General features: G+C 69.0%; 27 protein-coding genes. 21 read left to right on the top strand and 6 right to left on the bottom strand.

Annotated elements, in window-relative coordinates; translation table 11 throughout:
- The 3 genes from OB08_RS04700 to OB08_RS04710 all read left to right on the top strand — a co-directional run.
- The coding region (locus OB08_RS04700; protein WP_461472634.1) for a sugar phosphate isomerase/epimerase family protein at nt 1-427 on the top strand (427 nt) is incomplete at its 5' end.
- Between the two features lie 10 nt (nt 428-437).
- Nucleotides 438-1,307, top strand: a complete 870-nt coding sequence (locus OB08_RS04705; protein WP_461472636.1) for a ThuA domain-containing protein — start codon at nt 438-440, stop codon at nt 1,305-1,307.
- 2 nt (nt 1,308-1,309) lie between these two features.
- A complete protein-coding gene (locus OB08_RS04710) occupies nt 1,310-2,290 on the top strand; it encodes a Gfo/Idh/MocA family protein (protein ID WP_461472638.1) in 981 nt (326 codons plus the stop codon).
- Between the two features lie 104 nt (nt 2,291-2,394).
- Here OB08_RS04710 and OB08_RS04715 read toward each other — a convergent pair whose 3' ends face one another.
- From OB08_RS04715 to OB08_RS04725, 3 genes are all read right to left on the bottom strand, one after another.
- Nucleotides 2,395-3,402: a restriction endonuclease subunit R gene (locus tag OB08_RS04715; protein ID WP_461472640.1), complete on the bottom strand. Its 1,008-nt coding sequence runs from the start codon at nt 3,400-3,402 to the stop codon at nt 2,395-2,397.
- 16 nt (nt 3,403-3,418) lie between these two features.
- Nucleotides 3,419-3,832 (bottom strand): hypothetical protein, encoded by a 414-nt coding sequence (locus OB08_RS04720; protein WP_461472642.1) that lies wholly within the window; start codon nt 3,830-3,832, stop codon nt 3,419-3,421.
- A gap of 70 nt (nt 3,833-3,902) precedes the next feature.
- A complete protein-coding gene (locus tag OB08_RS04725) occupies nt 3,903-5,159 on the bottom strand; it encodes an ROK family protein (protein ID WP_461472644.1) in 1,257 nt (418 codons plus the stop codon).
- Nucleotides 5,160-5,288: 129 nt separating this feature from the next.
- Here OB08_RS04725 and OB08_RS04730 point away from each other — a divergent pair, with 129 nt between their 5' ends.
- The 13 genes from OB08_RS04730 to OB08_RS04790 all read left to right on the top strand — a co-directional run bounded on the left by OB08_RS04730 (nt 5,289) and on the right by OB08_RS04790 (nt 18,573).
- Complete coding sequence (locus OB08_RS04730; protein WP_461472646.1) at nt 5,289-6,329, top strand: Gfo/Idh/MocA family protein; 1,041 nt, start codon at nt 5,289-5,291, stop codon at nt 6,327-6,329.
- A complete protein-coding gene (locus OB08_RS04735) occupies nt 6,326-7,087 on the top strand; it encodes a hypothetical protein (protein ID WP_461472648.1) in 762 nt (253 codons plus the stop codon). The genes OB08_RS04730 and OB08_RS04735 overlap by 4 nt, the downstream gene beginning before the upstream one ends.
- A 107-nt stretch (nt 7,088-7,194) precedes the next feature.
- Complete coding sequence (locus OB08_RS04740) at nt 7,195-8,214, top strand: VOC family protein (protein WP_461472650.1); 1,020 nt, start codon at nt 7,195-7,197, stop codon at nt 8,212-8,214.
- Nucleotides 8,215-8,298: 84 nt separating this feature from the next.
- Nucleotides 8,299-9,261 (top strand): fumarylacetoacetate hydrolase family protein, encoded by a 963-nt coding sequence (locus tag OB08_RS04745; RefSeq protein WP_461472652.1) that lies wholly within the window; start codon nt 8,299-8,301, stop codon nt 9,259-9,261.
- Nucleotides 9,258-10,256: a cyclase family protein gene (locus tag OB08_RS04750; protein ID WP_461472654.1), complete on the top strand. Its 999-nt coding sequence runs from the start codon at nt 9,258-9,260 to the stop codon at nt 10,254-10,256. The genes OB08_RS04745 and OB08_RS04750 overlap by 4 nt, the downstream gene beginning before the upstream one ends.
- Nucleotides 10,257-10,292: 36 nt before the next feature.
- Nucleotides 10,293-11,429: an FAD-dependent monooxygenase gene (locus OB08_RS04755; RefSeq protein WP_461472656.1), complete on the top strand. Its 1,137-nt coding sequence runs from the start codon at nt 10,293-10,295 to the stop codon at nt 11,427-11,429.
- Nucleotides 11,426-12,430, top strand: a complete 1,005-nt coding sequence (locus OB08_RS04760; protein WP_461472658.1) for an amidohydrolase family protein — start codon at nt 11,426-11,428, stop codon at nt 12,428-12,430. Before OB08_RS04755 ends, OB08_RS04760 begins: the two co-directional genes overlap by 4 nt.
- Nucleotides 12,427-13,404 carry a fumarylacetoacetate hydrolase family protein gene (locus OB08_RS04765; RefSeq protein WP_461472660.1) on the top strand — a complete coding sequence of 326 codons (978 nt, stop codon included), beginning with the start codon at nt 12,427-12,429 and terminating at the stop codon, nt 13,402-13,404. Before OB08_RS04760 ends, OB08_RS04765 begins: the two co-directional genes overlap by 4 nt.
- Before the next feature lie 143 nt (nt 13,405-13,547).
- Nucleotides 13,548-15,020, top strand: coding sequence for an MDR family MFS transporter (locus tag OB08_RS04770; protein ID WP_461472662.1), 1,473 nt, complete (start codon nt 13,548-13,550; stop codon nt 15,018-15,020).
- A 20-nt stretch (nt 15,021-15,040) separates the two neighbouring features.
- Nucleotides 15,041-16,624, top strand: coding sequence for a GMC oxidoreductase (locus OB08_RS04775; protein WP_461472664.1), 1,584 nt, complete (start codon nt 15,041-15,043; stop codon nt 16,622-16,624).
- The gene (locus OB08_RS04780; protein WP_461472666.1) at nt 16,621-16,842 is read left to right on the top strand and encodes a hypothetical protein; all 222 of its coding nucleotides are present in this window, start codon (nt 16,621-16,623) and stop codon (nt 16,840-16,842) included. The genes OB08_RS04775 and OB08_RS04780 overlap by 4 nt, the downstream gene beginning before the upstream one ends.
- Before the next feature lie 66 nt (nt 16,843-16,908).
- The gene (locus OB08_RS04785; protein ID WP_461472668.1) at nt 16,909-17,148 is read left to right on the top strand and encodes an AAA family ATPase; all 240 of its coding nucleotides are present in this window, start codon (nt 16,909-16,911) and stop codon (nt 17,146-17,148) included.
- Between the two features lie 342 nt (nt 17,149-17,490).
- Nucleotides 17,491-18,573 carry a Fic family protein gene (locus OB08_RS04790; protein WP_461472670.1) on the top strand — a complete coding sequence of 361 codons (1,083 nt, stop codon included), beginning with the start codon at nt 17,491-17,493 and terminating at the stop codon, nt 18,571-18,573.
- Nucleotides 18,574-18,953: 380 nt separating this feature from the next.
- Here the strand turns inward: OB08_RS04790 and OB08_RS04795 are convergent, their stop codons facing one another.
- The gene (locus tag OB08_RS04795; RefSeq protein ID WP_461472672.1) at nt 18,954-19,271 is read right to left on the bottom strand and encodes a DUF7882 family protein; all 318 of its coding nucleotides are present in this window, start codon (nt 19,269-19,271) and stop codon (nt 18,954-18,956) included.
- A 106-nt stretch (nt 19,272-19,377) separates the two neighbouring features.
- On the opposite strand from OB08_RS04795, the gene OB08_RS04800 reads away from it, so the two are divergent.
- The 4 genes from OB08_RS04800 to OB08_RS04815 all read left to right on the top strand — a co-directional run bounded on the left by OB08_RS04800 (nt 19,378) and on the right by OB08_RS04815 (nt 23,208).
- A complete protein-coding gene (locus OB08_RS04800) occupies nt 19,378-20,007 on the top strand; it encodes a hypothetical protein (protein WP_461472674.1) in 630 nt (209 codons plus the stop codon).
- Nucleotides 20,004-21,173 carry a zinc-dependent alcohol dehydrogenase gene (locus OB08_RS04805; protein ID WP_461472676.1) on the top strand — a complete coding sequence of 390 codons (1,170 nt, stop codon included), beginning with the start codon at nt 20,004-20,006 and terminating at the stop codon, nt 21,171-21,173. The genes OB08_RS04800 and OB08_RS04805 overlap by 4 nt, the downstream gene beginning before the upstream one ends.
- 130 nt (nt 21,174-21,303) lie before the next feature.
- Nucleotides 21,304-22,461, top strand: a complete 1,158-nt coding sequence (locus OB08_RS04810) for a glutathione-independent formaldehyde dehydrogenase (RefSeq protein WP_461472678.1) — start codon at nt 21,304-21,306, stop codon at nt 22,459-22,461.
- Between the two features lie 57 nt (nt 22,462-22,518).
- Nucleotides 22,519-23,208 carry a TMEM175 family protein gene (locus tag OB08_RS04815; RefSeq protein ID WP_461472680.1) on the top strand — a complete coding sequence of 230 codons (690 nt, stop codon included), beginning with the start codon at nt 22,519-22,521 and terminating at the stop codon, nt 23,206-23,208.
- On the opposite strand, the gene OB08_RS04820 is transcribed toward OB08_RS04815, so the two are convergent.
- Together OB08_RS04820 and OB08_RS04825 are read right to left on the bottom strand one after the other, a co-directional pair.
- Nucleotides 23,150-23,422: a MarR family transcriptional regulator gene (locus OB08_RS04820; protein WP_461472939.1), complete on the bottom strand. Its 273-nt coding sequence runs from the start codon at nt 23,420-23,422 to the stop codon at nt 23,150-23,152. The genes OB08_RS04815 and OB08_RS04820 overlap by 59 nt on opposite strands.
- Before the next feature lie 40 nt (nt 23,423-23,462).
- Nucleotides 23,463-24,161, bottom strand: a complete 699-nt coding sequence (locus OB08_RS04825; RefSeq protein ID WP_461472682.1) for a TetR/AcrR family transcriptional regulator — start codon at nt 24,159-24,161, stop codon at nt 23,463-23,465.
- Between the two features lie 137 nt (nt 24,162-24,298).
- On the opposite strand from OB08_RS04825, the gene OB08_RS04830 reads away from it, so the two are divergent.
- Nucleotides 24,299-24,784 carry a DUF6326 family protein gene (locus OB08_RS04830; protein WP_461472684.1) on the top strand — a complete coding sequence of 162 codons (486 nt, stop codon included), beginning with the start codon at nt 24,299-24,301 and terminating at the stop codon, nt 24,782-24,784.
- The last annotated feature ends 141 nt before the right edge of the window (nt 24,785-24,925 follow it).

The raw sequence follows: 24,925 nt of genomic DNA on the forward strand, positions 1-24,925 counted from the left end.
GCGCACGCTCGAGGCGATCGGGCACCGCGAGTCGTTCGGGCTGAACTTCGACCCGTCGCATTTCATGTGGCAGCAGCTGGACCCGGTGGCGTTCGTGCTGGACTTCGCCGACCACATCTTCCACGTGCATGTGAAGGAGTCCATCACCAACCTCGACGGCCGCAACGGGGTGCTCGGCTCGCACCTGCCGTGGGCCAACCCGCGCCGCGGGTGGACGTTCGTGTCCACCGGGCACGGGGCGGTGCCGTGGGAGCCGCTGTTCCGTGCGCTCAACGCGATCGGCTACACCGGCCCGACGTCGGTGGAGTGGGAGGACGCCGGCATGGACCGCCTCGACGGCGCTCCCGAAGCCCTCGCCTTCGTCCGCAAGCTCAACGCCATCACCCCGCCCGCCGCCGCCTTCGACGCCGCCTTCTCCACCAAGTAGGGAACATTCCATGACAGACGTGCTGAACGTCCTCATCCTGTCCGGGCATATGACCCGTGAGCACGACAACGAGCACCGCAGCTTCCGCCAGCACAACCAGTGGCTGACGACGCTGCTGGAGGACACCGGACGCTTCAAGGTCCGCGTCATCGAAGACCCCCGCGGCCTGGGCGCCGAGATCATCGACAAGTACGACGTCGTGATCGTCGTCTTCGAGGGTCGCGACGGCTATCACGAGAAGGCGGTCGGTTTCGGGGCGGAGACGGATGCCGCGCTCCTGAAGTTCGTTCACGACGACGGCAAGGGAATCGTGTGGTTCCACGGCTCCGCCGCGCAGGAGGACGACTGGGGCTACCCCGAGGAGTACAACGTCATGCGCGGCTCGCGACTGACCGTCGCCGGCGGGCTGCGGCCGCGGCCGTGGGGCGAGGCGCAGCTCGACACCGTCGAGCCGCGGCATCCGATCACCGAGGGCATCAGCGCGCGCTGGACCGTCACGGGCGACGACATCCTCACCGGGGTCGAGATCGCCGAGGGAGCACAGGTGCTGCTCACGACCTTCGACGACCTCGAGTCGTACGAGAAAGCGCCGATGTGGCCGATGTCGCACTACCCGGTCGCCATTCCCGAGAGCGGCATCGCCGACCTGCCGGGCATGAACACCGATCAGCCGATCGCGTGGATAAACGAGTACGGCGCCGGCCGGTCGTTCACGATCACGATCGGGCACGACATCGACACGTTCCGTCGCATCGAGTTCATCCGCATGTTCCCTCGGGGCGTGGAGTGGGCCGCGACCGGTGAGATCACCCTGAACGGGCCAGACCGCCGCGGCGAGCGCCGGTTCCTGCCCTGGCCGTACTACAACCACGAGGGGTGAGTATGAAGGCGGGGATTCTCGGCGCCGGGGGAATCGCCGAACGGGCGATGGTCATCCCCGCCCGCGAGGTGGACGGCGTCGAGGTCCTGGCGATCGGTGCCCGGGATCCCGGCCGCGCGCGCGCGTTTGCGGAACGGCTCGATCTGCCCATCTCGGGCGGCTACGAGGCGATCCTCGCCCATCCCGAGATCGATCTGGTCTACCTAGCGCTTCCACCGATCGTGCACGCGGAGTGGGCCGTGCGCGCGCTCGAGGCGGGCAAACACGTGCTGTGCGAGAAGCCGCTGTCGGCAAACGAAGCGGGTGCCCGGCGGATCGCGGACGCCGCGGCGGCGGCGGGCCGACGGGCGTTCGTCGGCTTCCACTACCGGCTACACGGCTTCACCCTGCGGCTGCTCGAGGTCATCGCCTCGGGTGTTCTCGGACCGATCCGCGACGTGGAGATCGACTTCAGCATCCCTCACTTCGTCGTCCAGCCCGGCAACATTCGGCTCGACGGCGATCTCGCCGGCGGGGCAGTGATGGACGTCGGCTGCTACGCCGCCGACCTGCTGCGCGCAGCCTGGGGCGAGCCTCGCGTGGTGAGCGCGACCGCGGAGCGCTACCCGGCCGACCCGCGCATCGACCTTCAGACCGACGCCGTACTCGAGCTCCCCGGTGGTGTTCCAGCGCGAATGCGGTCGTCGTTCCTCGGCGACGACAAGGGCGCCATGCGCCTCCGCGCCACCGGTGTGGAGGCAACGCTCGAGGCCACCAGCGTCGTCGTGCCCCAGTGGGGCGCGACCCTATCGGTCGTCGCCGGCGACCGGATCGTCGTCCACGAGCGTGCCGCCGAGGGCGAGAACAGCTACGTCCGCCAGCTCGAGCACCTCTCCGCGGTCCTCTCCGACGGATCTCCGAGCGTCCTCGACGCGGGGCGTGCCGTCGGCACGATGCGGGTCGTCGACGACATCTACCGCGCGGCTGGCCTGCAGCCCCGCTGAACGACGAACGAGGGGCTGCCATCAGCGCCGGCCCCTCTGCGTCTGTCCGGTCAGCGGCGAACGGCCGCCCCGTCGACGAGCGGGCGCAGCGCATTCTCCAGCTGTCAGGCCGGAACGCGTTCCTCGGCCGACAGGGCGGATGCCGCGAGCTCGAGGTGCGCGCGCGTCGCGTCGATCGGGTCGTCGTCGAGCCACTCCTGGCCGCCCCACTCGCTGCAGAGCGTGCCGGTGAACTCCACGCGGCGCAGGGCGCCTCCCAGGTCGCGGACCGGCTGCGAGACACGGTCGTCAGCATCGTCGAGGTCCCAGAACTTCAGGTGCGCCGCGGACAGCAGGTGGAGCACCGGGTCGAGCTCATCGATGCGGCTGCGGCCGAAGCGCACCAGCAGGTTCATGTAGAGCGTGTGGATGCTCGGCGGCACCTCTCCGGATCGGAGCACCTCGACGACCGCGCCCGTGGTCGCCGGGTCGGCCCAGTCCTCGCGGAGGCGCCGCAGCAGGACGCGGGGAAGGTCGGACCGGTCGAGGAGGTCGAGATAGGTGACGGGCAGCGCGGGCATGAGCATGCTGATGTCCACCAGCAGGCGCACGTGGGGGTCGCCGATCCGGTCCAGCGTGTCGTACGCGGGTGCGAAGGCCGGGTTCGAAGGCGAGCCCGAGCCCTGCGCCTCCTCGAAGAGCACGATGTCGAGCTCCGTGAGCACGGGGACCAGTCGCTCGAGGAGCGCGGGTCCGGCCTGCCCGAGCGGCAGACGCAGTCCGGTCGCGCCGAGCGCGGCGACGGTCTGCAGCTGGGGGAGGAGGAAGTCGAAGCGCTCGTCGTCGGTGCGCCGGCGCGACGGCCCCGCCCAGTCGTCGATGCTGCCGCCGACGATGCTCACCCGGCCGCCCCGCGCGGTCAGGTCGTCGCGGAATGCCTGAGCCTCCACGGCGGTCGGCTGGGGGAAGGAGCGCCACAGCTGACCGAGTTCCACCTCGATGTCCGTGGCGAGTCCGTCGGCGATGAGCGACGCCGCGATCTCGGTCGCAGGACGCTCGGCCTCGATCACGGTGGGGGTCAGGTTGAAGGCGCTGGCCGACAGGGTCCAGCCGGCGGGGAGAGAGGTGGGCATGGTCACTCCTGTCGGATCAGGCGACATCGCGCGAGACGGTGGCGGCCACGGCGGGCGCGTCGGCCACCAGCGTCCGGGTGGTGGCGAACGGGAGAGCGAGCGGCCTGTCCGGGCCCGCCTGCAGGTAGGGAATGAGGAGCCGGAAGGAGACGCTCACGGCGCGCGGACCCGCAGGGACGTGTGCCCTCCCCCGCAGTGCGACGCGGTCCTGGATGAACCACCAGCCGCGTTCGTGCACCAGTGCGGCGGCGGGGACCGTGCGGTCGCCGATCTCCACGAGGAGCGGGCCGGCGTCGACACCGTCGATCTCGACAGCGGGGTCGAGAAGACTGGCGAGCGGAAGCGACCGGATCCACGGGAGGGACAGACGCAGCACGAATCCGTCCGCGCGTGCCGAGAGCGCATCCTCGCGCAGGGTCGCAAGCGTCATTGCACAACCTTCCGTGGGCTTTAGCCCCGAAGGTACACGCCTACGTCGAAAAGTGGAAGAAGTATCTCGGCTAGGCGGTGAGCGAAGCCGGTGGCTGCCGATGGGCGAACCACCGGGGGAAGGTCGCCTCGAACAGCTGCTCCTTGACCATCTCGACGCCGCCCCGCAGCGGCTCGCTCACGTCGTCGATCGACTGCACGATGCTGAGGTCTCGCGTCGCGAGAGGAAGGGACAGCTCGTAGACGCGCTGCCGAACCTCGGCGAGGAACACCTCGCCGGCCGCCGCGACGGCGCCGCCGATCACGATGACGCTCGGATTGAACATGTTGACGAGTGCGGCGATCGACTCCCCGACGACGCGAGCGGATGCCTGAATCAGCGAGATCGCGAGGGCATCGCCGTTCTCGGCGGCGCGCGAGATGTTCTCGGGGGTGGGCGGCACGCCTTCGGCGGACTGCCGTGCGAGCTGGCCGGTCGCGCCGTCGGCGATGGCGGCCTCCGCGTCGCGCGTGAGCGCCCAGCCGCCCGCGACCGCTTCGAGGCATCCGATCTTCCCGCACCGGCACTGCAGGTCGGACCCGGCCACTCGCACGTGGCCGATGTCGCCGGCCGCTCCGTTCGCGCCCCGGTGGATGTGTCCGCGGGAAAGGAGCCCGGCGCCGATGCCCGACCCGATCTTGCAGTAGATGAGGTCGAGGTCGTCTTCTCGGCGGCGCGCCCGCTCGCCGTAGGCCAGCAGGTTCACGTCGTTGTCGACCCAGACGGGGGCATCGAAGTGCTGCTCGAACCGCCGTCGCACGTCGAAGCCGTTCCAGCCCGGCATGATCGGCGGGGCGACCGGGCGACCGGAGGCGAAGTCCACGGGGCCGGGGAGGCCGACCGCGACGCCCCAGATCGGTGCGCTCTCATTGCGCGAGCGGAGCTCGTCCACCATCGCCAGCGTCGCATCCAGGGTGTCCGCGGGGCCGCGGGAGATCTCCCAGTCGCGATGCGCCTGGTCGATGATGGCGCCGTCGAGGTCGGACAGCCCGACATGGATGTGCAGCGCGCCGAGAGCGCAGATGACGATGTGGCCCTGCTCCGAACGGAAGCGGAGCGTGCGCGGCGCGCGACCGCCCGACGACGGCCCGTACTCGCCGTCGCTCAGGAAGCCCATCTCCATCGCCTGATCCACGCGCTGCGCGACGACGCCGCGGCCGAGGCCGGTCACGCGACCGATGTCGGGACGCGTGGTCGCATCACCGGTGCGCACCATGTTCACGATTCGGAGAAGGCTCGTCACCTCGTCCGTCTGTGCGCCGAAGCGGAGCGTCGATTGGGTGGCCATGGTTGATATTGACACAACCCTCGTCCCAAGTGACAGATTTCGCGCGTCAAATGCGGGTGTCTTCAACGACTTATGTTTCAGATCCACCAAAGTGCGAGTAGGGTCTCTCTCCGAACGAACGGAGCGCGGATGCACAGCGTTGGTGTGATCGGAGCGGGACCTGGCGTGTGGGCGCTCCACCTTCCCACTCTCGGCGCGCTCACCGAGGACTTTCGCGTCGTGCACGTCGCGGACGCCGGCGGCGGGCGGGCCGAGAAGCTGGCGGCGCGGGCGGGTTCGCGCTGGTCGGACGAGGCCCAGCCGCTCCTCGACGACCCCGCTGTGGAGGTCGTCGCGATCTGCACGCCCCCTCAGACGCATGCCGACCTGATCCTTCGCGCGGTCCGGGCCGGAAAGCGCGCGGTCTTCTGCGAGAAGCCGATCGCGGAGTCGACCGAGGAGCTGGATGCCGTGCTCGAGGCGTGCGCCGCGGCGGACGTCGCGCTCGTCGTGGGCACGAACCACCTCTTCGACCCGGCGTGGAACCGAGTGAAGCACCACCTGAATGCGAGCTCCGCGGTCGTTCTCAGCGCTTCGGCGACGCTCTCGCTGGCGCCGAACGGGAGGTACCACGATCTCGTCTCGGATCCCGTGTCCGCCGGCACGCCTCCTGCCCGGCCGCCAGTGGACCCCGACGATCGAGAGCTCTCGGCCGCCATCGTCCGCCAGCTCGTCGTGGGATTGGCCGTCCACGACATCCCCCTCGTGCGGGACCTGCTTCCCGAGTTCGAGGGCGTGACGTTCGCCAGGGCGCTGGCCCCGATCGGATACGACATCGGATTCCAGGCGAGCGGAGCCGTGGTGCGCCTTACCGCCGTGATGCAGCCCGCCGGAGCCGACACGCTGTGGCGAGTGCGCATCGTCACGACCCACGACATCATCCACGTCGACTTCCCACCGCCCTTCGTGCACGCTGGAAGCGCGCGCGTGACCGTGCGTGACGAGGAGGGCCGCGTCGTCCGCTTCCCCCTCGACGACGCCGACGGCTATGTGGAGGAGTGGCGGGCGCTCGCCGAGATCCTCCGCGGCGAGCGGCCGATGGAGTTCGAGGAGCTCGAGGCCGACGCGCGCCTCGCGATCGCTCTGGCGGATGCTGCGGCTGCGGCCGTGCGGGACGGGGGCGTGTCATGAGCCGCGCGCCCGTGTGGCTGAACGATGCGGCGTTCGACGCCGCGCTCTCCCAGCTCCCCGATCGAGCGGAGCGGGCGACGGCTCCCGCGGGTGCCGTGTGCGTCGTCGACGGACGCGAGCGCATCGATCGCCTTCGCGCCGTGCTCGCCGAGCGTCCGGCCGCCATCGTCCTGGCCCGCGCCGATGCGGCGCACCAGACGGTGATCGACGTGCTGGCGCAGGCGGATCTCCCCGTCGTCGCGCACAGATCGCTGCTCCGCCCCGATGACGCCGGGCTCGTCGATGGCCTTTCGTTCCGGCACGTCCTCGTCGACGCGGTCGGCGGTCGGCGTCGATTCCGTGCGGCGGTCGTCGACGCCGTCGGCTGGGCGCGTGTGGTCGCGGGCTCCGATCTGCGCGTGGCGGGCTGCGCCCGAGGCTCGGACGCGGCCGTGATCGCGGCGCTGGAGACGGCGTCGGGACGCAGCGTCACCGTGAGCGCGACGCCGCTGGCGACGCTCGCCGCGCCGACGCTCGGCGTGCTCGGTCTCGGCGATCGACGTCTCGAGGTCGAGATCGATCCGATCGCCGGCATCCGCGAGGTGCGTGTCGTGGACGAGGGCGGAGCCCTCACGCGGCCGCCTCGCTACGAAGCGCCCGAGCGTCTCGCGCTCCGCCGCGCGACCGATGCGAGCGCGGGACCGAGCCCGGACGATCTCGGCGAGCTGCGGCACGACCGGGCCGTGGCAGCGTCGATCCTGGGCGAAGCATCGGCATAACCGAGGTCGATGACCGGCATCGATGCAATCCGCTTCCCTTATGTCGGACTTAGGTCGGATAGTGGAAGAAGGGTCGGGAACGTCCGTCCCGCCGGAAAGGATCGAAGATGATCAAGCTGCTGTCCCACCTCTCGTTCGTCGCGATCACGACGCCGGACCTCGAGGCATCCGTGGACTTCTACGTCAACCAGGTCGGACTCATCGAGGTCGACCGCGAGGACGATCGCGTCTACCTGCGCTGCTGGGGGGACTACTACAAGTACTCCGTCGTCGTGGTGAAGGGCGAAGAGCCCTCGCTCGAGACGATGGCCTGGCGCACGTCGTCGGCCGAGGCCCTCGAAGCCGCCGCCGAGAAGATCGAGGCCGCGGGCATCACGGGTGAGTGGTTCGAGGGCAACGGCATCGGCCGTGCCTACCGTTTCGTCGGCCCGTTCGGCCACAGCATGACCCTGCACTGGGACGTGACCCGCCACCACGACACCGAGGGCGACGCTGCGTCGATCTACCCCGACCGCCCCTCGCGGCGGAGCAAGGTCGCCGGGGCACCGCGCCAGCTCGACCACGTGACGGTGGCCACCAGCGACGTCGACGCGTTCGTGAAGTGGTACGTCGACGTGCTCGGCTTCCGCTTCATGGCCCGCACGGTCCTCGACGAGGCACCGATCTCGGTGTTCTCGGTCCTTACGACCAACGAGAAGTCGCACGACCTCGGCGTCGTCCTCGACGGCTCGACCCGTGCCGGACGCGTCAACCACTACGCGTTCTGGGTCGACACGCGCGAGGAGCTGCTCATCGCCGCAGACATCCTCGGCGAGAACGGCTACCCGATCGAGTACGGCCCGTCGATCCACGGCATCGGCGAGCAGAACTTCCTCTACTACCGCGAGCCCTCGAGCCTGCGCATCGAGCTCAACACGGGCGGCTACCGCAACTACGTCCCCGACTGGGAGGCGAACACCTGGAAGCCGTCGCAGGGGTCGAACAATTTCTATCGCAACAGCGCGATGCCGATGTCGATGACGGAGTCCTTCCCGCCCGCCGACGGCCCGTCCGCGACAGAGGAAGGCGTGCCTGACGAGATCAAGGACGCACTGCTGAACCCCTACGCCAAGCACGGGCAGGGCTGACAGCATCGCGGGCGATCCGGTGCTCCCATACTCCGGGTCGCCCGCGACACCACTTCGCACGATGATGAGCGAGAACGGATGACGATGACGATCGAACGCTTCGACGGACCCTTCGCGCTGGTGCGCTTCCGCGCCGGCGCCGACGTGCGCCTGGGACTGCTGTCGGGAGACCGGGTCCGTGCGCTCGGATCCGATGAACTGGGGGCCTCCGGCCTCAACGACTTCCTCGCCGCACCCGACTGGGACCGTCTGGCCGCGCTCGCCGACGGCGATGGCGAATGGATGCCTCTCGCCGACGTGACGCTCACGGCACCGGTCGAGCCGCGTCAGGTGCTGCAGACGGGGGCCAACTACCGCCAGCACGTCATCGAGCTCGTCGTGGCAGGTCTCACCCAGGACGGCACGCGCACCCCCGACCAGGCGCGCTCGTTCGCGGCGGACATCATGGACGAGCGCAAGCGCAGCGGCGAGCCGTACTTCTTCATCGGGCTCCCTGCCGCGGTCGTCGGCGACGATGTCCCGCTGACCCTGCCCGGCTACAGCAAGGTGCACGACTGGGAGCTCGAGCTCGCGGTCGTCATCGGCCGCCAGGCGTTCCGCGTGAGCCGCGAGGAGGCGCTCGACCACGTCGCCGGCTACACGATCGTCAACGACGTCACCACGCGCGACCTCGTCTTCCGCAAGGACATGAAGGAGATCGGCACGGACTGGTACCGGGCGAAGAACGCCCCCGGCTTCCTGCCGACCGGGCCTCTCCTCGTCCCGGCGCCGTTCGTGGATGCGTCGAACCTCAACGTGCGCCTCGAGCTCAACGGCGAGGCGATGCAGGATGCCTCCACCACCGACCTCCTGTTCGACATCCCCGCTCTCATCTCCGGAGCGTCGCAGACGATGCCCCTGCTCCCGGGCGACCTCCTGCTCACCGGGAGCCCTGCCGGCAACGGCCAGCATTGGAAGAGGTTCCTCCGGGACGGAGATGTCATGACAGGGTCCATCGAGGGCCTGGGCACGCAGGTCGTGCGCTGCGTCGCGGAGGTCGCGCGATGACCGTCCCCACCGAGAACCCCGCCGAGCTCGACCGCACCGATCCCACGGCCGAGATCGCCGCGCGCGCCGAGGCGTTCCGTAACTGGGGCCGCTGGGGCGAGGACGATGTGCTCGGCACGCTCAACTTCATCGATCCGGCCAAGCGCGTCGAAGCAGCCGCCCTCGTCCGCGAGGGCACGGTCGTCTCACTGGCGCAGGCCTTCGACACCGACGGCCCCCAGAAGGGCTGGCGGCGTCGCACGAACCCCGTCCACACGATGACCGACACGGGCACGGATGCCGAGCGCGGCAACCAGGGTTTCCCGCACGGCATCGGCGGCGCGGACGACGTCATCGCGATGCCGCTGCAATGCTCCACGCAGTGGGACGGCCTCGGCCACATCTTCGACCACGGGAACGCGTGGAACGGCCGGCGAGCAGGCGACGTCGTCACGAGCGACGGCGATCTCGTGACGGGCATCGAGCACGCGGCATCCGTCATCGTGTCGCGAGGCGTGCTGCTCGACCTGGGGCGGCACCTGCAGCCCGACACCGGCGAGCTTCCCGACGGATACGCGATCACGGTCGCCGACCTCGAGGGCTGCATCGCGGCCCAGGGCGCGTCGAGCGCCGTCGGGCATGGCGACATCGTGCTCGTGCGGACCGGCCAGTACGCGCGGACACGCCGCGAGGGCTGGGGCGACTACGCGGGCGGGCCTGCGCCGGGTCTCTCGCTCACGACCGCGGGGTGGCTGCATCGCACCGAGATCGCCGCGATCGCCACCGACACGTGGGGATTCGAGGTGCGCCCGAACGAGTTCGACGTGCCCGCCTTCCAGCCGCTGCACCAGGTCGTCATCCCGAACATGGGTCTCACCATCGGCGAGATGTGGAACCTCGACGGCCTCGCCGCCGAGTGCGCGAGACTCGGGCGATACGGCTTCCTGCTCTCCGCCGCTCCGCTGCCGATCACCGGCGCGGTCGGCTCGCCGATCAACCCCGTCGCCATCCTCTAGACACACTCCACTCAGACAGAACAGGGAGGTTCTGACATGACCGCAGTATCGAAGGCCGCGATCGCCGGCGCCGGCGTCGTCGGACTGGCCGCCGCGATCCAGCTCGCCAAGGCCGGAGTCGAGGTGGACCTCTTCGAGTCGAAGCCCGAACCGAGCGTGCTGGGCTCGGGGATCTCTCTGCAGGGCAATGCGCTGCGTGCGTTCGACGCTCTCGGCGCCTGGGACGACATCAAAGCCGCCGGGTACCCGTTCGAGGGGCTCACGCTGCGCGCGCCAGGACCGGACGCGCCCGTCGTCGCCAATCTGCCCGACGTCAAGACGGGCGGACCCGACTACCCCGCGGCCATGGGCATGCCCCGGCCCGAGCTTGCCCGCATCCTGCTCGAACACGCCGAGCGCGCCGGCGCGCGCGTGCACTTCGGACGCAAGGTGACCGGCCTGGATGCGCGCTCGAGCGACGGCGTCGAGGTCTTCGTCGACGACGAGTCGGCTGGCGTGTACGACCTCCTCATCGGTGCCGATGGGCTGAACTCCGACGTGCGCAAACTCATCGGGATCGAGACGGCCCCCGAGCCGAACGGCATGGGAATCTGGCGCACCTTCGTCTCGCGTCCGGCCGAGGTCGAGCGCAGCGAGCTCTACTACGGCGGGCCCGTCTACATCGCCGGCTACACTCCGACCGGCGAGAACTCCATGTACGCGTTCCTGGTCGAGAAGGCGCAGGACCGATTCGGCACGTCCGACGAGGACGCGACCCGCATCATGCTCGAGGAGTCGCGCGCGTACGGCGGGCCCTGGAACTCGATCCGCGCCGACCTCGAGCGGGGCGCGCACGCCAACTACACCTGGTTCACGAAGCATCTCGTCGAAGGGCCGTGGAACCGGGGTCGGGTCGTCATCATCGGCGACGCAGCGCATTCCTGCCCCCCGACCATCGCCCAGGGTGCCGCGCAGGGTCTCGAGGACGCTGTCGTGCTCAGCGAGCTGCTCGTCGGCCGGGAGGCCGTCGACCAGGGGCTGTGGGACGAGTTCCACGCACGTCGGGTCCCGCGTGCGACGGCCGTGGTCGAAGCATCCGCTCAGCTCGCGCAGTGGCAGATCGACGGCAACCGGGACGCGGACGCCGGCGGGCTGATCTTCGGCATCGCGAAGCAGATGGCCGTGCCCGCATGATCACCGACGTCCACGCGCATCTGCTGCTTCCGGCGCTCCACGCCGAGGTCGAGCGCCGCGGGCCCGAGCTCGTCGCCGAGGCCGCCGACCTCGAGCGCCGCCGCAACGGCGTCGAGAGCCTCCAGGCGTCGGGGGCGATGATCGGCGCCCGCATCCCGAAGCTCACCGACGTCGCGGCGCGCCTGGCCGCCATGGACGAGCAGGGCGTCGACCGGCAGTGGGTCAGCGTCTCGCCCAACCACTTCTATCCGTGGGCCCCCGAGGGCCTCGCGGCGTGGGTGGCGATGGAGACCAATCGCCTCATCGCCGCGCACGTCGCCCAAGCGCCGGACCGGCTCATCGGTCTCGGCGTCGTGCCCCTGCAGCATCCGCATCGGATCGTCGAGTACCTGGATGACGCCGTGCTCGGCCGCGGTCTCGCCGGGGTCGAGATCTCGTCGTTCGCGGGCGACGTCGAACTCTCCGACGAACGGCTCGAGCCCTTCTGGGCCCGCGCCGCGGAACTGGGATGCGTCGTGTTCCTCCACCCCTTCGGCTGCAGCCTCGACGAACGGCTCGATCGCTTCTACCTGTCGAACACGGTCGGCCAGCCGGCGGAGAACGCCGTCGCGCTGTCGCACCTCATCTTCTCGGGCGTGCTCGACCGGCACCCCGAGCTGAAGATCGTCGCCGCGCACGGCGGCGGGTACCTGCCGTTCGCGATCGGGCGCTCCGATCGTGCATGGAACGTGCGCCCCGAGGCGCGGCGGTGCGAGCACGCCCCGTCGACGTACCTGCGCAAGCTGTGGTTCGACACCGTCGTGCATGATCCCGTGGCCCTCCGTCATCTGGTGGAGGTCGCCGGCGGGAAGCGCGTCCTGATGGGGAGCGACTTCCCCTTCGACATGGGCCTGGACGATCCGGTGACCGCCGTTCGGTCGGCGGGCCTTCCCGACGACCTGGCACGGATGATCCTCGGCGAGAACGCCGACGCCCTGCTCCGCAGCAAGGTGCGCGCGTGAAGATCGCCCGGTGGATCGACGGCGCCGATCTCGGAGAGGGCTTCGTGATCGACGGTCGCGTCGTGTCCTTCCCCGACGGGCTCCGCGTATCGCAAGTCCTCGCCCAGGGGCTCACCGCGGCCCAGCGGCTGCATTCCCGTGTCGCGGATGCGCCCGGCACGCCGGTGGCTCACGTGCGCCTGCTCGCGCCGCTGGAGCCGGCCTCGATCCGCGACTTCGTCGCGTTCGAGGAGCACGTCGAGGGCGTGAGCGCCGGGGTCGAAGGCAAGAGCCACGTCGCGCCCGAGTGGTACCAGGCGCCGACGTTCTACTTCGCCAACCCGCACACCGTGCTCGGCCCCGGCGAGGCGGTCGCGCCGCCGGTCACGGAACGGCTCGACTTCGAGCTCGAGCTGGCCGTGATCATCGGGGGAGTCGACGGCTCCGACGGCCGGACCCTCGACCCGGCGTCGGCCGAGCGCCACATCTTCGGATACACGATCATGAACGACTGGTCGGCCCGCGATCTTCAGGCGCGCGAGATGCAGGTGCGGCTGGGGCCGGCGAAGGGCAAGGACTTCGGCACCTCGCTCGGTCCCTGGATCGTGACGGCCGACGAGCTCGAATCGTTCCACGACGAGGACGGCTTCCTCGAGATCCGTGCCGAGGTCTACCTCAACGACGTGCTCATCGGGCACGACCTGGTGTCGAACGCCGGCTGGCCGTTCGCCGAGTTCGTCGCGTACGCGTCGCGCAACTCCCGCGTGGTCCCCGGCGACGTGCTCGGATCGGGGACCGTCGGCAACGGCGGATGCCTCGGCGAACTGTGGGGACGCAACGGATCCCTCACTCCGCGTCCTCTGGCGACCGGCGACGTGGTGCGCATGACGGTCGAGGGGATCGGCGAGCTGGTCGGCGTCGTGGGCCCGATGGTCGATGCTCCTCCCGTCCACCCTGCACGTTCCCGATCTCGGCGCCGAACGCGCGAACTTTAGTTGGTTTTCGACCAAAGCGTGCTATGATCGTCACGACGTCGGGGCCCCAGGGTCCGTTCCCGGATGCGATGTCGCGTCCGGGGCACACACCGTCGCGTCGATGGCCCGATCGTTCGGGTGACCCGCGCATGCAGCTGTCTCCGGTGAGGCTCCGTCTCCTCGTCATCTCCCTTCTCTCCGTCTCGTTCCTCGGGGCCCTCGATCACACGGTCGTGTCGACCTCGCTGGCGACCATCGCCGGCGACCTCGGCGCACTCGAGCACATGAGCTGGGTGGTCGTCGGCTACACGCTGGCGAGCACCGTGCTCCTTCCCGTCATCGGAAAGCTCGGCGACGCCGTCGGGCCGAGGCTCGTCTTCGTGACTTCGCTCGTCGTCTTCCTCGCAGCATCCGTCCTCTGCGGCTTCGCGCAGAGCATGACGTGGCTCGTGGTCGCGCGCGTCATCCAGGGCATGAGCTCAGCCGGACTCCAGCTGATGTCGCAGACGATCATCGCCCACGTGACGTCACCGCGTGAGCGCCCGCGCCACATGGCGGTGATCGGGGCCGCGTTCCCCATCGCGATCCTCGTCGGACCCGTGATCGGCGGACTCATCACGGACTACTGGGGATGGCAGTGGGTCTTCTGGATCAACGTCCCCGTCGGGCTCGCCGCGCTGGCGCTCGCGCTCGTGGCGGTGCCGCACATCGAGACCGCCGCGCCCCGGCGGTTCGATATCGCCGGGGCGGCGTGGTTCACCGTCTCGCTCGTGGCGCTGGTGCTCGCCGTGTCGTGGGCCGGAGACCGCTCCGCTTCGGGCGCCGCGGTGGTGGCGTTCGTGGTGGCGCTCGTGGCGTTCGCCGCGTTCCTGTTCGTCGAACTGCGCGCGCCCGAACCCATCGTGCCCCTGCGCCTGTTCGCCAACCGGACGATCGCGGCGGGCCTGGTGCTCTCGGCGATCATCGGCATCGGGCTCTTCTCCGTCACGGCCTACCTCCCTACCTATTTCCAGATGGCGTATCGCACATCGGTGACGGTCTCGGGGCTGGTGCCGATCGCGACGGTGTTCGGGATGCTGGTGAGCAACCTCGTGACCGGGTGGCTCGCTAGCCGCTCCGGCCGCTACCGCGTCTTCGCGATCACCGGCACGGGGCTGGCCGCAGTCGGGCTGCTGACCATGTCGCTCCTGCCGGTCGGACTGCCGCTGTGGGTGCCCATGGTCGTGATGTTCTGCGTGGGCGTCGGCACCGGCGCCTTCATGAGCCTCATCATCACCGTCGTGCAGAGCGCGGTGCCCCGCAGCGAACTCGGCACGGTGACAGCATCCGTGAATCTCGTCCGGCAGGTGGGCGCCACCGTCACGACGGCCGTGATCGGCGGCGTGATCGCCGTCGGAGTCGCCGCACTGCTCCCGTCGACGGTCGATGCCGCGACGCTGACACCTCAGCTCGTACACGGGGCGTCGCCCGCTGTGCAGGCCGAGATAGCGGGCATCTACACCGGCGTCTTCGCGCCGATCTTCGTCGGCCTCGCCGTCGCCTACGGCGTCGGGCTGATCGCCGCCGTCCTGCTTCCCGCCGGTCGACTGCCTGAGGAGCAGGCCGTCGCCCTCGACCCCGAACCGCTTCCTGCCTGAGAGCCCGAGAAGGAGACGTCATGTCCACCACTCCCCACGTCGTGATCGTCGGAAGCGGCCCGATCGGGTCCGCCTACGCCCGGGTCATCCTCGAATCCCACCCGACCGCGACCGTCACGATGTTCGAGGCGGGGCCGCAACTCACCGAGATCCCGGGAGAGAGCGTCCGCAACATCGAGGATCCGGCGGCCAAGGAGCGCGCGCGCGAGATGTCGCAGGGGCCGCAGGCCGGATCGCTGCGTGAGAGCCTGGGCATCCCCGCCGGGCTCGTCGTCGAGGGGATGTTCACCGCTCGCCAGGGGACCCACCTGCTCGATTTCGGGGGCGAGGGATCGGCTCATGCGGCGACGTTCCCCGCCGCGGCGGCAGCCACCAACGTCGGCGGACAGGGCGCGCACTGGACGTGCGCCATCCCGCGCCCGGCCTTCAGCGAGAAGGTGCCGTTCATCCCCGACGCCGAGTGGGAGGAGCTCATCGGGTCGGCGGAGTCGCTCCTGCACGCCCAGAGCGCGGCCTTCGCGGATTCCGCGATCGGCGGCGCGATCCGCTCCCTGCTCGAGGAGGAGTTCGCCGCGGAGCTCCCTGAGGGGTACGGCGTGGGAACGCTGCCCGTCGCCGGGGACCCTCAGCCGGACGGCTCGATGCGATGGGCGGGCGCGGATGTCGTGCTGGGCCCGCTCATCGATGCGGAGGATCCGCTTGCGGCGCGCTTCGAGCTGCGCGACCTCTCGCTCGTGCGGCGGGTCGAGCACGACGGAACCCGCGCGACCGGGGTGGTCGTCGAGGATCTGCGCACGCGGGAGATCTCGACGGTCCCGGCCGACGTCGTCGTCGTGGCAGCCGACGCGTTCCGGTCGCCGCAGCTGCTGTGGGCGTCCGGCATCCGGCCTCAGGCGCTCGGGCGCTACCTCACCGAGCACCACGTCGTGATCACGACGATCGCGCTGGACGGCGATCGGATGGGTGCGCTCGTGAGCGATGCTCAGCTCGACGAGGAGCTCGCCCGCCGGGCCCGTCACGCCGCGGACCCCGTCGCCGCCGTCAACCGGATCCCGTTCTCGGAGCCGGGGCACCCGTTCTCGCTCCAGGTCATGTACGCCGAGAACCCGCCGTTCCAGCTCGACCCCTCGAGCCCGCACGCCGGCAACCGGTGGGGCTACGTCAACATGGGGTACGGCGTCCGCAAGCACCCGCGCGCGGAGGACGGCGTCACCTTCTCGGACGACGAGCTGGACTACCGCGGCCTGCCGAACATGACGATCGAGTACGCCCTGACCGACGTGGAGGATGCCGAGATCGCAGAGGCGACCGAGCGGCTCACGCGGGCCGGCGAGGCGCTGGGCGACTTCGTCGCCCAGCCGCGCCTGCTTCCGAACGGTTCGAGCCTGCACTACATGGGCACGCTGCGCATGGGCGAGTCCGACGACGGCACGTCGGTGGCGGACCCGTACTCGCGCGTCTGGGGCTTCGACAACCTCGTGGTCGGCGGCAACGCCCTCATCCCCACCGCCAACACGATGAACCCGACGCTCACGAGCGTGGCGATCGCGGTGCGCGGTGCGCGACGGGTCACGGCCGACCTGCGGGAAGAACCGACACCATGACCGCTGAGGCCGTCGGCGGGACGCTGGCGTTCGTTATCGTGCTGCTCCCGTTCGCGGCGGCGTTCGTGGCGAGTCTGAGCGGCGGTGGCGCAACGCAGGGGGTGGTGCGCCCCAGCCGGGAACATCCGCGGGAACAATGGGAACAGCCGTCGCGGGATGACCGCGGCAGCGTTTCTCTCTCTGATCAGGGTTTCGTAGGGATGTTCGTGATCTGCTGAGGCGGGCTGCGCCGGAAAGTATCCCACCGTAGGTGCGGCGTGTCGGATACAGCTCACATCACGCCGATGACGCTGAGATCACAGGAGCTGCAGCAGCTGGCCAGAGCGATCGTGCGCGAGCCTCCAGTGCTTCTATGCGACGAACCCACGGGCAGTCTTGACCCGGGAAGTAGTGACCGGATCGCAGAACTTCTGGAGAGCGAATCCGACCGTGGGCGTGGTGTCCTCGTCGTCACGCACAGTCCTGCGCTGGCTTCCAGAGCGTCGAGGGTTCTCGAGCTGGTAGACGGGCGCCTAGCTTCATGACCGAGAGATCCACGCTCCATGACCTCGTTTTCGAAACCACGACGGCCCTCGTACTTCACTGGCCAGTGCGCCGGAGATCCGGAGCGCGCCGCTTCTGTTCCCGAGCAGTTGCCGTTGATGATTTGCCGAAGCGAGAACGCGCGAAAGTAATCGAACTGTCTATCGCGTTATTTCTGGTTGTAGTATCTAAATAGAAATAACGAGAGGCTTATTTGTGGTTATCGACGCCGAGGTCGCGACTGGCCACCGCACGCCACGGAGATGGTTCCCTGGCGCCAAGCACAGCGTGGCGGCAATCGCGAGGACCGCACGCTCTCCGAGGTTACGACCGCGGTGCCGCCGGTGATCGCAGAACTGGACTACGTCGTCCCCGCCGACCTCACTGCGTTGAGCGAGCGCGCACTCGTCGCACTCGGCGCAATGGATGGCGAGGCGACCGGCCAGCCGGCCGCGATGGCGCGCTTCATGATCCGCAGCGAGTCGGTGGCCTCCTCGAAGATCGAGCGCGTCTCGGCGAGCACCGAGGACTTCGCGCGCGCGCTGGCCGGCCAGAAGTCGAATCCATCGGCCGTCAGCATGGTCGCGGCCAGCGCTGCGCTGTCGACGATGGTCGCGGCCGCGGGATCGCGCGGCACCATCGAGAAGGCTGACATCCTCACAGCGCACAAGGCGCTGATGCGCGACGACGCTGCCGAAGGTCCCTACGCCGGGAAGCTGCGCGACAGCCAGAACTGGATCGGCGGCAGCGACTACAGCCCGCGCAATGCCCTATACGTCCCGCCTCCGCAGGACCGTATCGAAGAGCTGCTCGACGACCTCATCGCCTTCGCCAACCGCGATGACCTCCCGACCATGGCCCAGGCGACCATCGCGCACGCACAGTTCGAGTCGATCCACCCCTTCGGCGACGGCAACGGCCGCACCGGCCGTGCCCTCATCGGCGCGATCCTCCGACGTCGCGGCGTGACTCCGCAGACGGTCGTGCCCGTCGCGAGCGGCCTGCTCGCACGGCGCGACGACTACTTCGAAGCGCTCGGCAGCTATCGGGCCGGCCACGTCCGGCCGCTCCTCGAGCTGATGCTGCGCTCCGCGGTGGCCGCCGCCGAAGAGGGTCGCATTTCCGTGCAGCGGATTAAGCAGTTCCCGCTGGAGTGGCTCGAACAGCTGCAGCCGCAGCGTAGATCAACTGCGACGGATCTGGTCAGGGCGTTCTTCGACAACCCGGTGATGAGCATGTCCGATATCGAGCGCATCGCAGGCCCGGTGTCTCCGAGGCTCTACAGCGCGGTCGACCGCCTTGAAGAAGCGGGCATCATCCAGGAGATGACCGGCCGCAAGCGAGACCGCGTCTGGGCGGCCGTCGACCTGATGGCCGAGCTCGAGGACCTCGACGGCCGGATCGCCGCGGCGATGAAGCAGCTCTGAGCGTCCCGCGACGCGCCCAAGCGCCGCGGTTTGGGCATGCCTACCCCGCGCCTAGGGTCGAATTCGGTTCGAGCCCGCTTGGATGCTCGTCGTCGCGAGGCAACCCCAGTGCCGAAGTCTGTCCCCAGCAGGCGTGGGATGCCTCCCAATGCGGTGGGCGAAGCCGAAAGCAGCCCGGCCCCCGGCAGCGCCCGGGGCACTTGCGTTCGAGGGGGGTTCGAACGCATGGAAGTCAGTGGAACCAGTCGCCTAGCTTCCCCAGCAGGCCGCGATGCGACTCTCCCTAGATCGCCGGACCGGGTGGCCTACGGCCAAGATCTGCTTCCGTCTTGCTCGTAACCGTGGCGTGACCTCGCCGGTGCGACGGATCGAGCAGGCCCTTACCGGCCGGCCGCGCCGCCGGCCCCGGGCTCGGGTACGAGGTGCAGCCCGTCGGGGGAGCTCGCGGTGCGCATCAACGCTTCCAGCCAGCGTTCGTTCATCGACGGGGTGCGGCGCCCGTGGTACTTGAAGACCAACTGCGAGGACGGGTGTATCCACACGGTCGTCCGGCCGTGACTCACGCGCGGGTCGTCCTTCCATGTAAGAGGGAAGGCCTCCTGCCGGCGCAGCTTGGTGGAGATCACCGCCTGCAGATGCATCAGGGCGCGGTCCTCGAATTCCGCCGTCACGGTGTTCTCGTACATCAGTTTTCCCATGGTCTCGACAGTTCTCCACGACGTTGACTCCTGACGCTCTCTCCCTCGCGTACGCCGCGCAACCCCCTTTCGCACGTGCCGAAGTTCGCTTCGTCGACGCGTCGACGTGGGCACGGGCACGCAGAAAGCGCGGAAACGCCAAGGCAACGGGCGGTGGGGCATTGTCCTCTCCCGCCATCGGTTTGTGAAGACCCTGAGGTCACCGGCCGAGCGACCCCACGATGGGCCGTCCTGGGAGGGGTTCGACGCATCGACGCAAGGAGAAGAGATGGGTGTCAAGACCACGGTCGCGGTAGGCGCGGTCGGTGTGGCAGCGGGACTGGTTGCGAGGTCGGTCGTACGCGCGAAGCGAGAATCCGAGGGCGATGGACGTCACCCGGAAGGCTGGAAGTCGGTCACGATCCTCGGGGACTCGTCGGCGATCGGCGAGGCGGCTTATCCCGAACCGCTGCAGCGCCTGGCGGACATCATCGAGGTCCGCCTCGCCATGGCCCCGGGTGATAAGGGCTTCGAGATCCACGCGCGCGTGCGCGACGGCGCGCACGTCGGCGAAGTGGTGGGTGACGACGATCCGGACCAGGCGCTCCGCGCCGCGCTGCGCGACGCCAAGCAGCTGATCGAGACCGGAGAGGTGCTTCGGCCGAAGCCCCGGCCTCACGGAAAGCGTCCGACCACTCTCCTCGGAGCCGTGGTCGACAAGGCGGAGGATGACGCGAAGGGCGAGGGTGTGCTGTGAAGGCTCTGTGCTGGACCGGGGTGAACAAGCTCGCCGTCGAGACCGTCGATGACCCCGCCATCCTCAACGATCAGGACATCATCGTGCGCGTAGCCCTCACCACGTCGTGCGGCTCGGACCTGCATCTGCTCGGGGGCTATGTCCCCACCATGCGCGCCGGTGACGTCCTCGGTCACGAGTTCATCGGCGAAGTCGTGGAGACAGGGTCGGCCGTGTCGAAGCACAAGGTGGGTGACCGGGTGGTGGTGTGCTCGTTCATCAGCTGCGGCAAGTGCTGGTACTGCAAGAACGATCTGTTCTCGCTGTGCGATAACGGCAACCCGAACGCGGGCATCCCCGAGATGCTCTGGGGTCAGGCGCCGGGCGGATGCTACGGCTACTCGCATGCGCTCGGGGGCTGGGCGGGCAGCCATGCCGAGTACATCCGTGTGCCCTACGCCGACCAGGGCGCGTTCCCGGTTCCGGACGGCGTGAGCACGCAGCGCGCGCTGTTCGCCTCGGATGCCGCGCCGACCGGCTGGATGGGAGCGGACCTGGGCGGCGTCAAGCCCGGCGACACGGTCGCGGTCTGGGGCGCCGGCGGCGTCGGACAGATGGCGGCGAGGGCCTCGCTGCTCCTCGGCGCGGAACGCGTGATCGTGATCGATCGCTATCAGGAGCGCCTGGCGCAGGTGGCCGACGTCATCGGCGCCGAGACGATGAACTACGAGACGAGCGAGGTGCTCGCCGAGCTGCGCGAGCTGACCGGCGGCCGTGGTCCTGACGTGTGCATCGAGGCCGTCGGGATGGAAGCCCACTCCGACCGTATCGACTTCGGGTACGACCAGGTCAAGCAGCAGCTGCGGTTGCAGACCGACCGGCCGACCGCCGTGCGAGAGGCGATCTTCGCTGCCCGCAAAGGCGGGAGCGTGTTCGTGCTCGGAGTCTTCGGAGGGTTCGTCGACAAGTTCCCCCTCGGTCCCGTGATGAACAAGGGCCTGACCCTCCGCTCGGCGCAGCAGCACGGCCACCGGTACATCCCGATGCTGCTGGAGCGCATGGCCCGCGACGAGCTCGTCACGGAGCATCTCGCTACGCACGTGATGCCGTTGGACGAGGCGCCGAAGGGCTACGAGATGTTCAAGGAGAAGACCGAGGGGTGTGTGCGAGCGGTCTTCCAGCCATAGCGCGTCGCCACCTCGTCGCGTCCGTCTCGCCGGCCCCCGCCGCGAAGAGAACCGAGGTCCCATTCCGGCCATCGCAGCACTGTGACACCCGCACCGCTCTGCTCATCACCCTCGCTGGAAGGCAAAGGAAATGAAAGCTGTCGTTTACGAAGGCCCTCGCAAGGTCAGCGTGCAAGACGTCCCGGACGCTCGCATCGAGCGATCCACCGATGTGCTCGTCCGCATCACCACCACCAACATCTGCGGGTCAGACCTGCACATGTACGAAGGCAGGACCGATTTCGAGACCGGGCGCTGGTTCGGCCACGAGAACATGGGTGAGGTGATCGAGGTCGGCGACGGCGTCGACAAGGTGCAGGTCGGCGACTACGTCGTCCTTCCGTTCAACGTTTCCTGCGGCCACTGCAAGAACTGCGAACGCGGCTACACGAATTACTGTCTCACCGCGCAGCCGAACCCCGAGTGGGCAGGAGCGGCGTATGGGTTCGCCGACATGGGTCCATGGGCCGGCGGGCAGGCGGAACTGCTGCGCGTCCCGTGGGGCGACTTCAACTGCCTGCGACTCGGGGAGGATGCGGAGGAGAAGCAGACCGACTACGTGATGCTGGCCGACATCTTCCCGACGGGCTATCACGCCACCGAGCTCGCCCATGTGAAGCCCGGTGACCAGACGGTCATCTACGGAGCCGGGCCGGTCGGATTCATGGCCGCCTACTCCGCGATCCTGAAGGGCGCCGGAAAAGTGATGGTCGTGGACCGCCATCCCGATCGTCTGCGCAAGATCGAGGAGATCGGAGCGATTCCCATCGACGATTCGGCCGTCGACCCGGTGGAAGCGGTCAACGAGATGACGATGGGGCTGGGCGCCGACAACGGATGCGAATGCGTCGGCTACCAGGCGCACGACCCCGACGGCAACGAAGACCCGAACCTCACCCTGAACCGTCTCGTCCAGTCGGTGCGCTTCACCGGCGAGATCGGCGTGGTCGGCGTCTTCATCCCCCAGGACCCGCGGGGCGTCGACGAGCTGGCGAAGCAGGGGAAGGTCGCCTTCGACTTCGGCGAGTTCTGGTTCCGAGGCCAGAAGCTCGGCAGCGGTCAGTGCCCGGTCAAGCGCTACAACCGGCAATTGCGCGACCTGATCGCCGGCGGCACGGCAACGCCGTCTTCGGTCGTCAGCCACGAGCTCGGCCTCGAGGATGCTCCTCGGGCGTACGAGCACTTCGACAACCGCGATGACGGCTGGACCAAGGTGGTGCTGCACCCGGAGTTCTCGTCCGCCGCCTGAGCGGCATCCGACTCATCAGCAGGCCGGCCCGCACACCTCCGAGAAGGACGAACAGCGATGACAAGCGACGACGAACAGCGCTCGCAACGGCGGCAGGAAGGGCCGCCCCGGTCTGATCCCGGACGGGCCATCGCTTTCAGCGATGCCATCATCGCGATCGTCATCACGCTTCTCGTCCTCGATCTTCGGCCCCCCGAGACAGAGGAGGGCGGACTGCTGGCCGGCCTGCTGAATGAGTGGCCCACATACTTGGCGTACGCGGCCTCGTACCTCTACCTGGCGGTGATCTGGATGAACCACAAGGCGGCGTTCACCCGGATCAGCGAGATGGACGTGGGCCTCCAGTGGGCGAACCTCGGGATCCTCGCCACCCTGGCGCTCGTGCCCTGGCCGACGGCTGTCATCGCCGAGACCGCTCGGGCGGGGAACCTCACGGATGAGAAGGTCGCGGTCGGGCTCTACGCGATCGTCGGGGCGCTGCTGTGCCTGGCTTGGCTGGTCTTCTTCACGTACCTGGCGAGACATCCCGATCTCACGAAGGACGAGGTCGAGGACTCCTTCTTCGCGCACGAGCGCCCGCGCGCGCTCATCGGTGTGGTGCTCTACCTGGCCGCTGGGCTGGCTGGAGTCCTGATCCACCCGCTGATCGCCTCGATCGTCTTCCTGCTCCTCCCCGCCTACTACGCCTTCACCAGCCACGGGCGCGATCAAGGGCAGGGCTTCCTCCGCAGACATCTCGCGTCCTGACAGCGAGGGCATCTCCCTCCGGAGCGAACGGCTGGAGCAATCGAGCCCATTCGGCGCGCAGCTTCGCCAGGTTGGCCGCCGCGGTAGGCGTCGGCTCGATGCGAACCGCTCGTCCGTCCGTCGCGTCCTTGAGTCTTCGCAGCAGGCCCTTCGACTCCAGGGACTTCAGAACGGCACTCGTGTTTCCGCTCCGCACTCCGAGCTCGACGGAGATCTCGGACGGGGTTCACCTCGGCGCGCGCTATGCTCTGCGGCTACGCGGAAGTCCTGAGCCCCTCGAGCGCGGTGAGGATGAGGTCCAGCCCGAAGAGGAACTCGCCCGCCGGGTCGTAGCCCGCGGCCACCAGCGCGGCGGCGGACTCGTTGAGGTAGGGGAACTCGTCGGGGGGAAGCTGGGGCAGATAGACGTCTTCGGTCACGCCGGCGAACTCGTCGGCGGTATCGAACGGCACGCTCGCCTCCTGCAGGGCGAAGCCGTAGAGGTAGCTGTCGAGCAGCCAGTTGGCATGCGTCGCCATCACCACCGGGAAGCCGGCTCTGCGCAGGCAGGCGGTGACCGCTTCGCGGTGGCGGAGGTGCGCGGGGCCCGGCGAGGTCCGCGAGTCCATCAGGCCGATCGCCCACGGATGACGGGCGAGGGCCTCTCGGGCCGAGAGCGAGCGTCGACGCATCGCCGCCTGCCAGTCCGCCTCTTCGTCGGGGAGTTCGATCTCGTCGAAGACCACGTCGATCATGGCGTCCAGCAGCTCTTCCTTGTTCGCCACGTAGTGGTACAGCGACATCGCGCCCGCGCCGAGCGCGTTCGCGAGCCGGCGCATACTGAGGCCGTCGACGCCGTCGTCGTCGGCGAGCCGGATCGCCTCCGCCACCACGCGCTGCGTGCTCAGGCCCGCCTCCGCCACCACGCGCGGCGTGCTCAGGCCCGCTTCAGCGGCCGATCGTCGTTGCTCCACGCGTCTCCTCGCTCGTTGCCGGCTTGACAGATCGTACAGTGTACGTCCATAGTACAGCGTACGACGTACGGTGTACGACCGGCGTCCCCGACCGCCAGACCTGGTGGCCGGACCTCTCATCCGAGAAGGACAGACCCGTGAACAGCCGAACGACGAACGCGAATCTGATGGACCACCCGCTCCCTGTGCGGGTGAAGCTCGCCGCCGCATGGACGAGCTTCATGTTCCTGTACGTCTACGTCGACGTGCTCAACTTCTACAAGCCGGGCGTCGTCGACGGCATCCTGAACGGCTTCATCTGGAAGTTCGACATCAGCTCGATGCTGTTGACGATCTTCCTGGTGTCCGTGTCGATCCCGGCGGTGATGGTGCTGCTCTCCGTGACGCTGCCCGCGCAGGTGAGTCGCGTGACGAACCTCGTCGTCGCGTCGCTCCTGATCCCGTACTCGCTGTTCAACGCGGCAGGGACATCAGTGGAGTGGATCCCGTTCTACGCCATCTCCATCGGGATCGAGGTGCTGATCCTCGGGTTCATCCTGCGCTCGGCGTGGACATGGGCCCGGGCAACCGGAGCGTCCGGCGCGCAGACCGCGCGCGAGTCTCGGCTCGAGGTCCGGCAGTAGGACTCCGCGACGTCGGCCTTCGTGTGCGGTGCGGCTCCCCTCGCCGAGAGCCGCACCGTGTCGACGACAGTACGCCCGCATCCGGGCTCTGAGATGTCGTTATCCATAATCGGCCGCGCCGGAGCCGCTTGGCGCATGCAT

This window comes from Microbacterium sp. HJ5 (genome assembly GCF_054824025.1).

What these genes read in the sequence shown, in the direction of transcription:
- OB08_RS04795 (WP_461472672.1), bottom strand. Translation starts at nt 19,271, where the DNA reads ATGGGAAAACTGATGTACGAGAACACCGTGACGGCGGAATTCGAGGAC.
- OB08_RS04725 (WP_461472644.1), bottom strand. Translation starts at nt 5,159, where the DNA reads ATGGCCACCCAATCGACGCTCCGCTTCGGCGCACAGACGGACGAGGTG.
- OB08_RS04735 (WP_461472648.1), top strand. Translation starts at nt 6,326, where the DNA reads ATGAGCCGCGCGCCCGTGTGGCTGAACGATGCGGCGTTCGACGCCGCG.
- OB08_RS04780 (WP_461472666.1), top strand. Translation starts at nt 16,621, where the DNA reads ATGACCGCTGAGGCCGTCGGCGGGACGCTGGCGTTCGTTATCGTGCTG.
- OB08_RS04810 (WP_461472678.1), top strand. Translation starts at nt 21,304, where the DNA reads ATGAAAGCTGTCGTTTACGAAGGCCCTCGCAAGGTCAGCGTGCAAGAC.
- OB08_RS04750 (WP_461472654.1), top strand. Translation starts at nt 9,258, where the DNA reads ATGACCGTCCCCACCGAGAACCCCGCCGAGCTCGACCGCACCGATCCC.
- OB08_RS04755 (WP_461472656.1), top strand. Translation starts at nt 10,293, where the DNA reads ATGACCGCAGTATCGAAGGCCGCGATCGCCGGCGCCGGCGTCGTCGGA.
- OB08_RS04775 (WP_461472664.1), top strand. Translation starts at nt 15,041, where the DNA reads ATGTCCACCACTCCCCACGTCGTGATCGTCGGAAGCGGCCCGATCGGG.
- OB08_RS04740 (WP_461472650.1), top strand. Translation starts at nt 7,195, where the DNA reads ATGATCAAGCTGCTGTCCCACCTCTCGTTCGTCGCGATCACGACGCCG.
- OB08_RS04760 (WP_461472658.1), top strand. Translation starts at nt 11,426, where the DNA reads ATGATCACCGACGTCCACGCGCATCTGCTGCTTCCGGCGCTCCACGCC.
- OB08_RS04745 (WP_461472652.1), top strand. Translation starts at nt 8,299, where the DNA reads ATGACGATCGAACGCTTCGACGGACCCTTCGCGCTGGTGCGCTTCCGC.
- OB08_RS04705 (WP_461472636.1), top strand. Translation starts at nt 438, where the DNA reads ATGACAGACGTGCTGAACGTCCTCATCCTGTCCGGGCATATGACCCGT.
- OB08_RS04815 (WP_461472680.1), top strand. Translation starts at nt 22,519, where the DNA reads ATGACAAGCGACGACGAACAGCGCTCGCAACGGCGGCAGGAAGGGCCG.
- OB08_RS04785 (WP_461472668.1), top strand. Translation starts at nt 16,909, where the DNA reads ATGACGCTGAGATCACAGGAGCTGCAGCAGCTGGCCAGAGCGATCGTG.
- OB08_RS04715 (WP_461472640.1), bottom strand. Translation starts at nt 3,402, where the DNA reads ATGCCCACCTCTCTCCCCGCCGGCTGGACCCTGTCGGCCAGCGCCTTC.
- OB08_RS04720 (WP_461472642.1), bottom strand. Translation starts at nt 3,832, where the DNA reads ATGACGCTTGCGACCCTGCGCGAGGATGCGCTCTCGGCACGCGCGGAC.
- OB08_RS04730 (WP_461472646.1), top strand. Translation starts at nt 5,289, where the DNA reads ATGCACAGCGTTGGTGTGATCGGAGCGGGACCTGGCGTGTGGGCGCTC.
- OB08_RS04710 (WP_461472638.1), top strand. Translation starts at nt 1,310, where the DNA reads ATGAAGGCGGGGATTCTCGGCGCCGGGGGAATCGCCGAACGGGCGATG.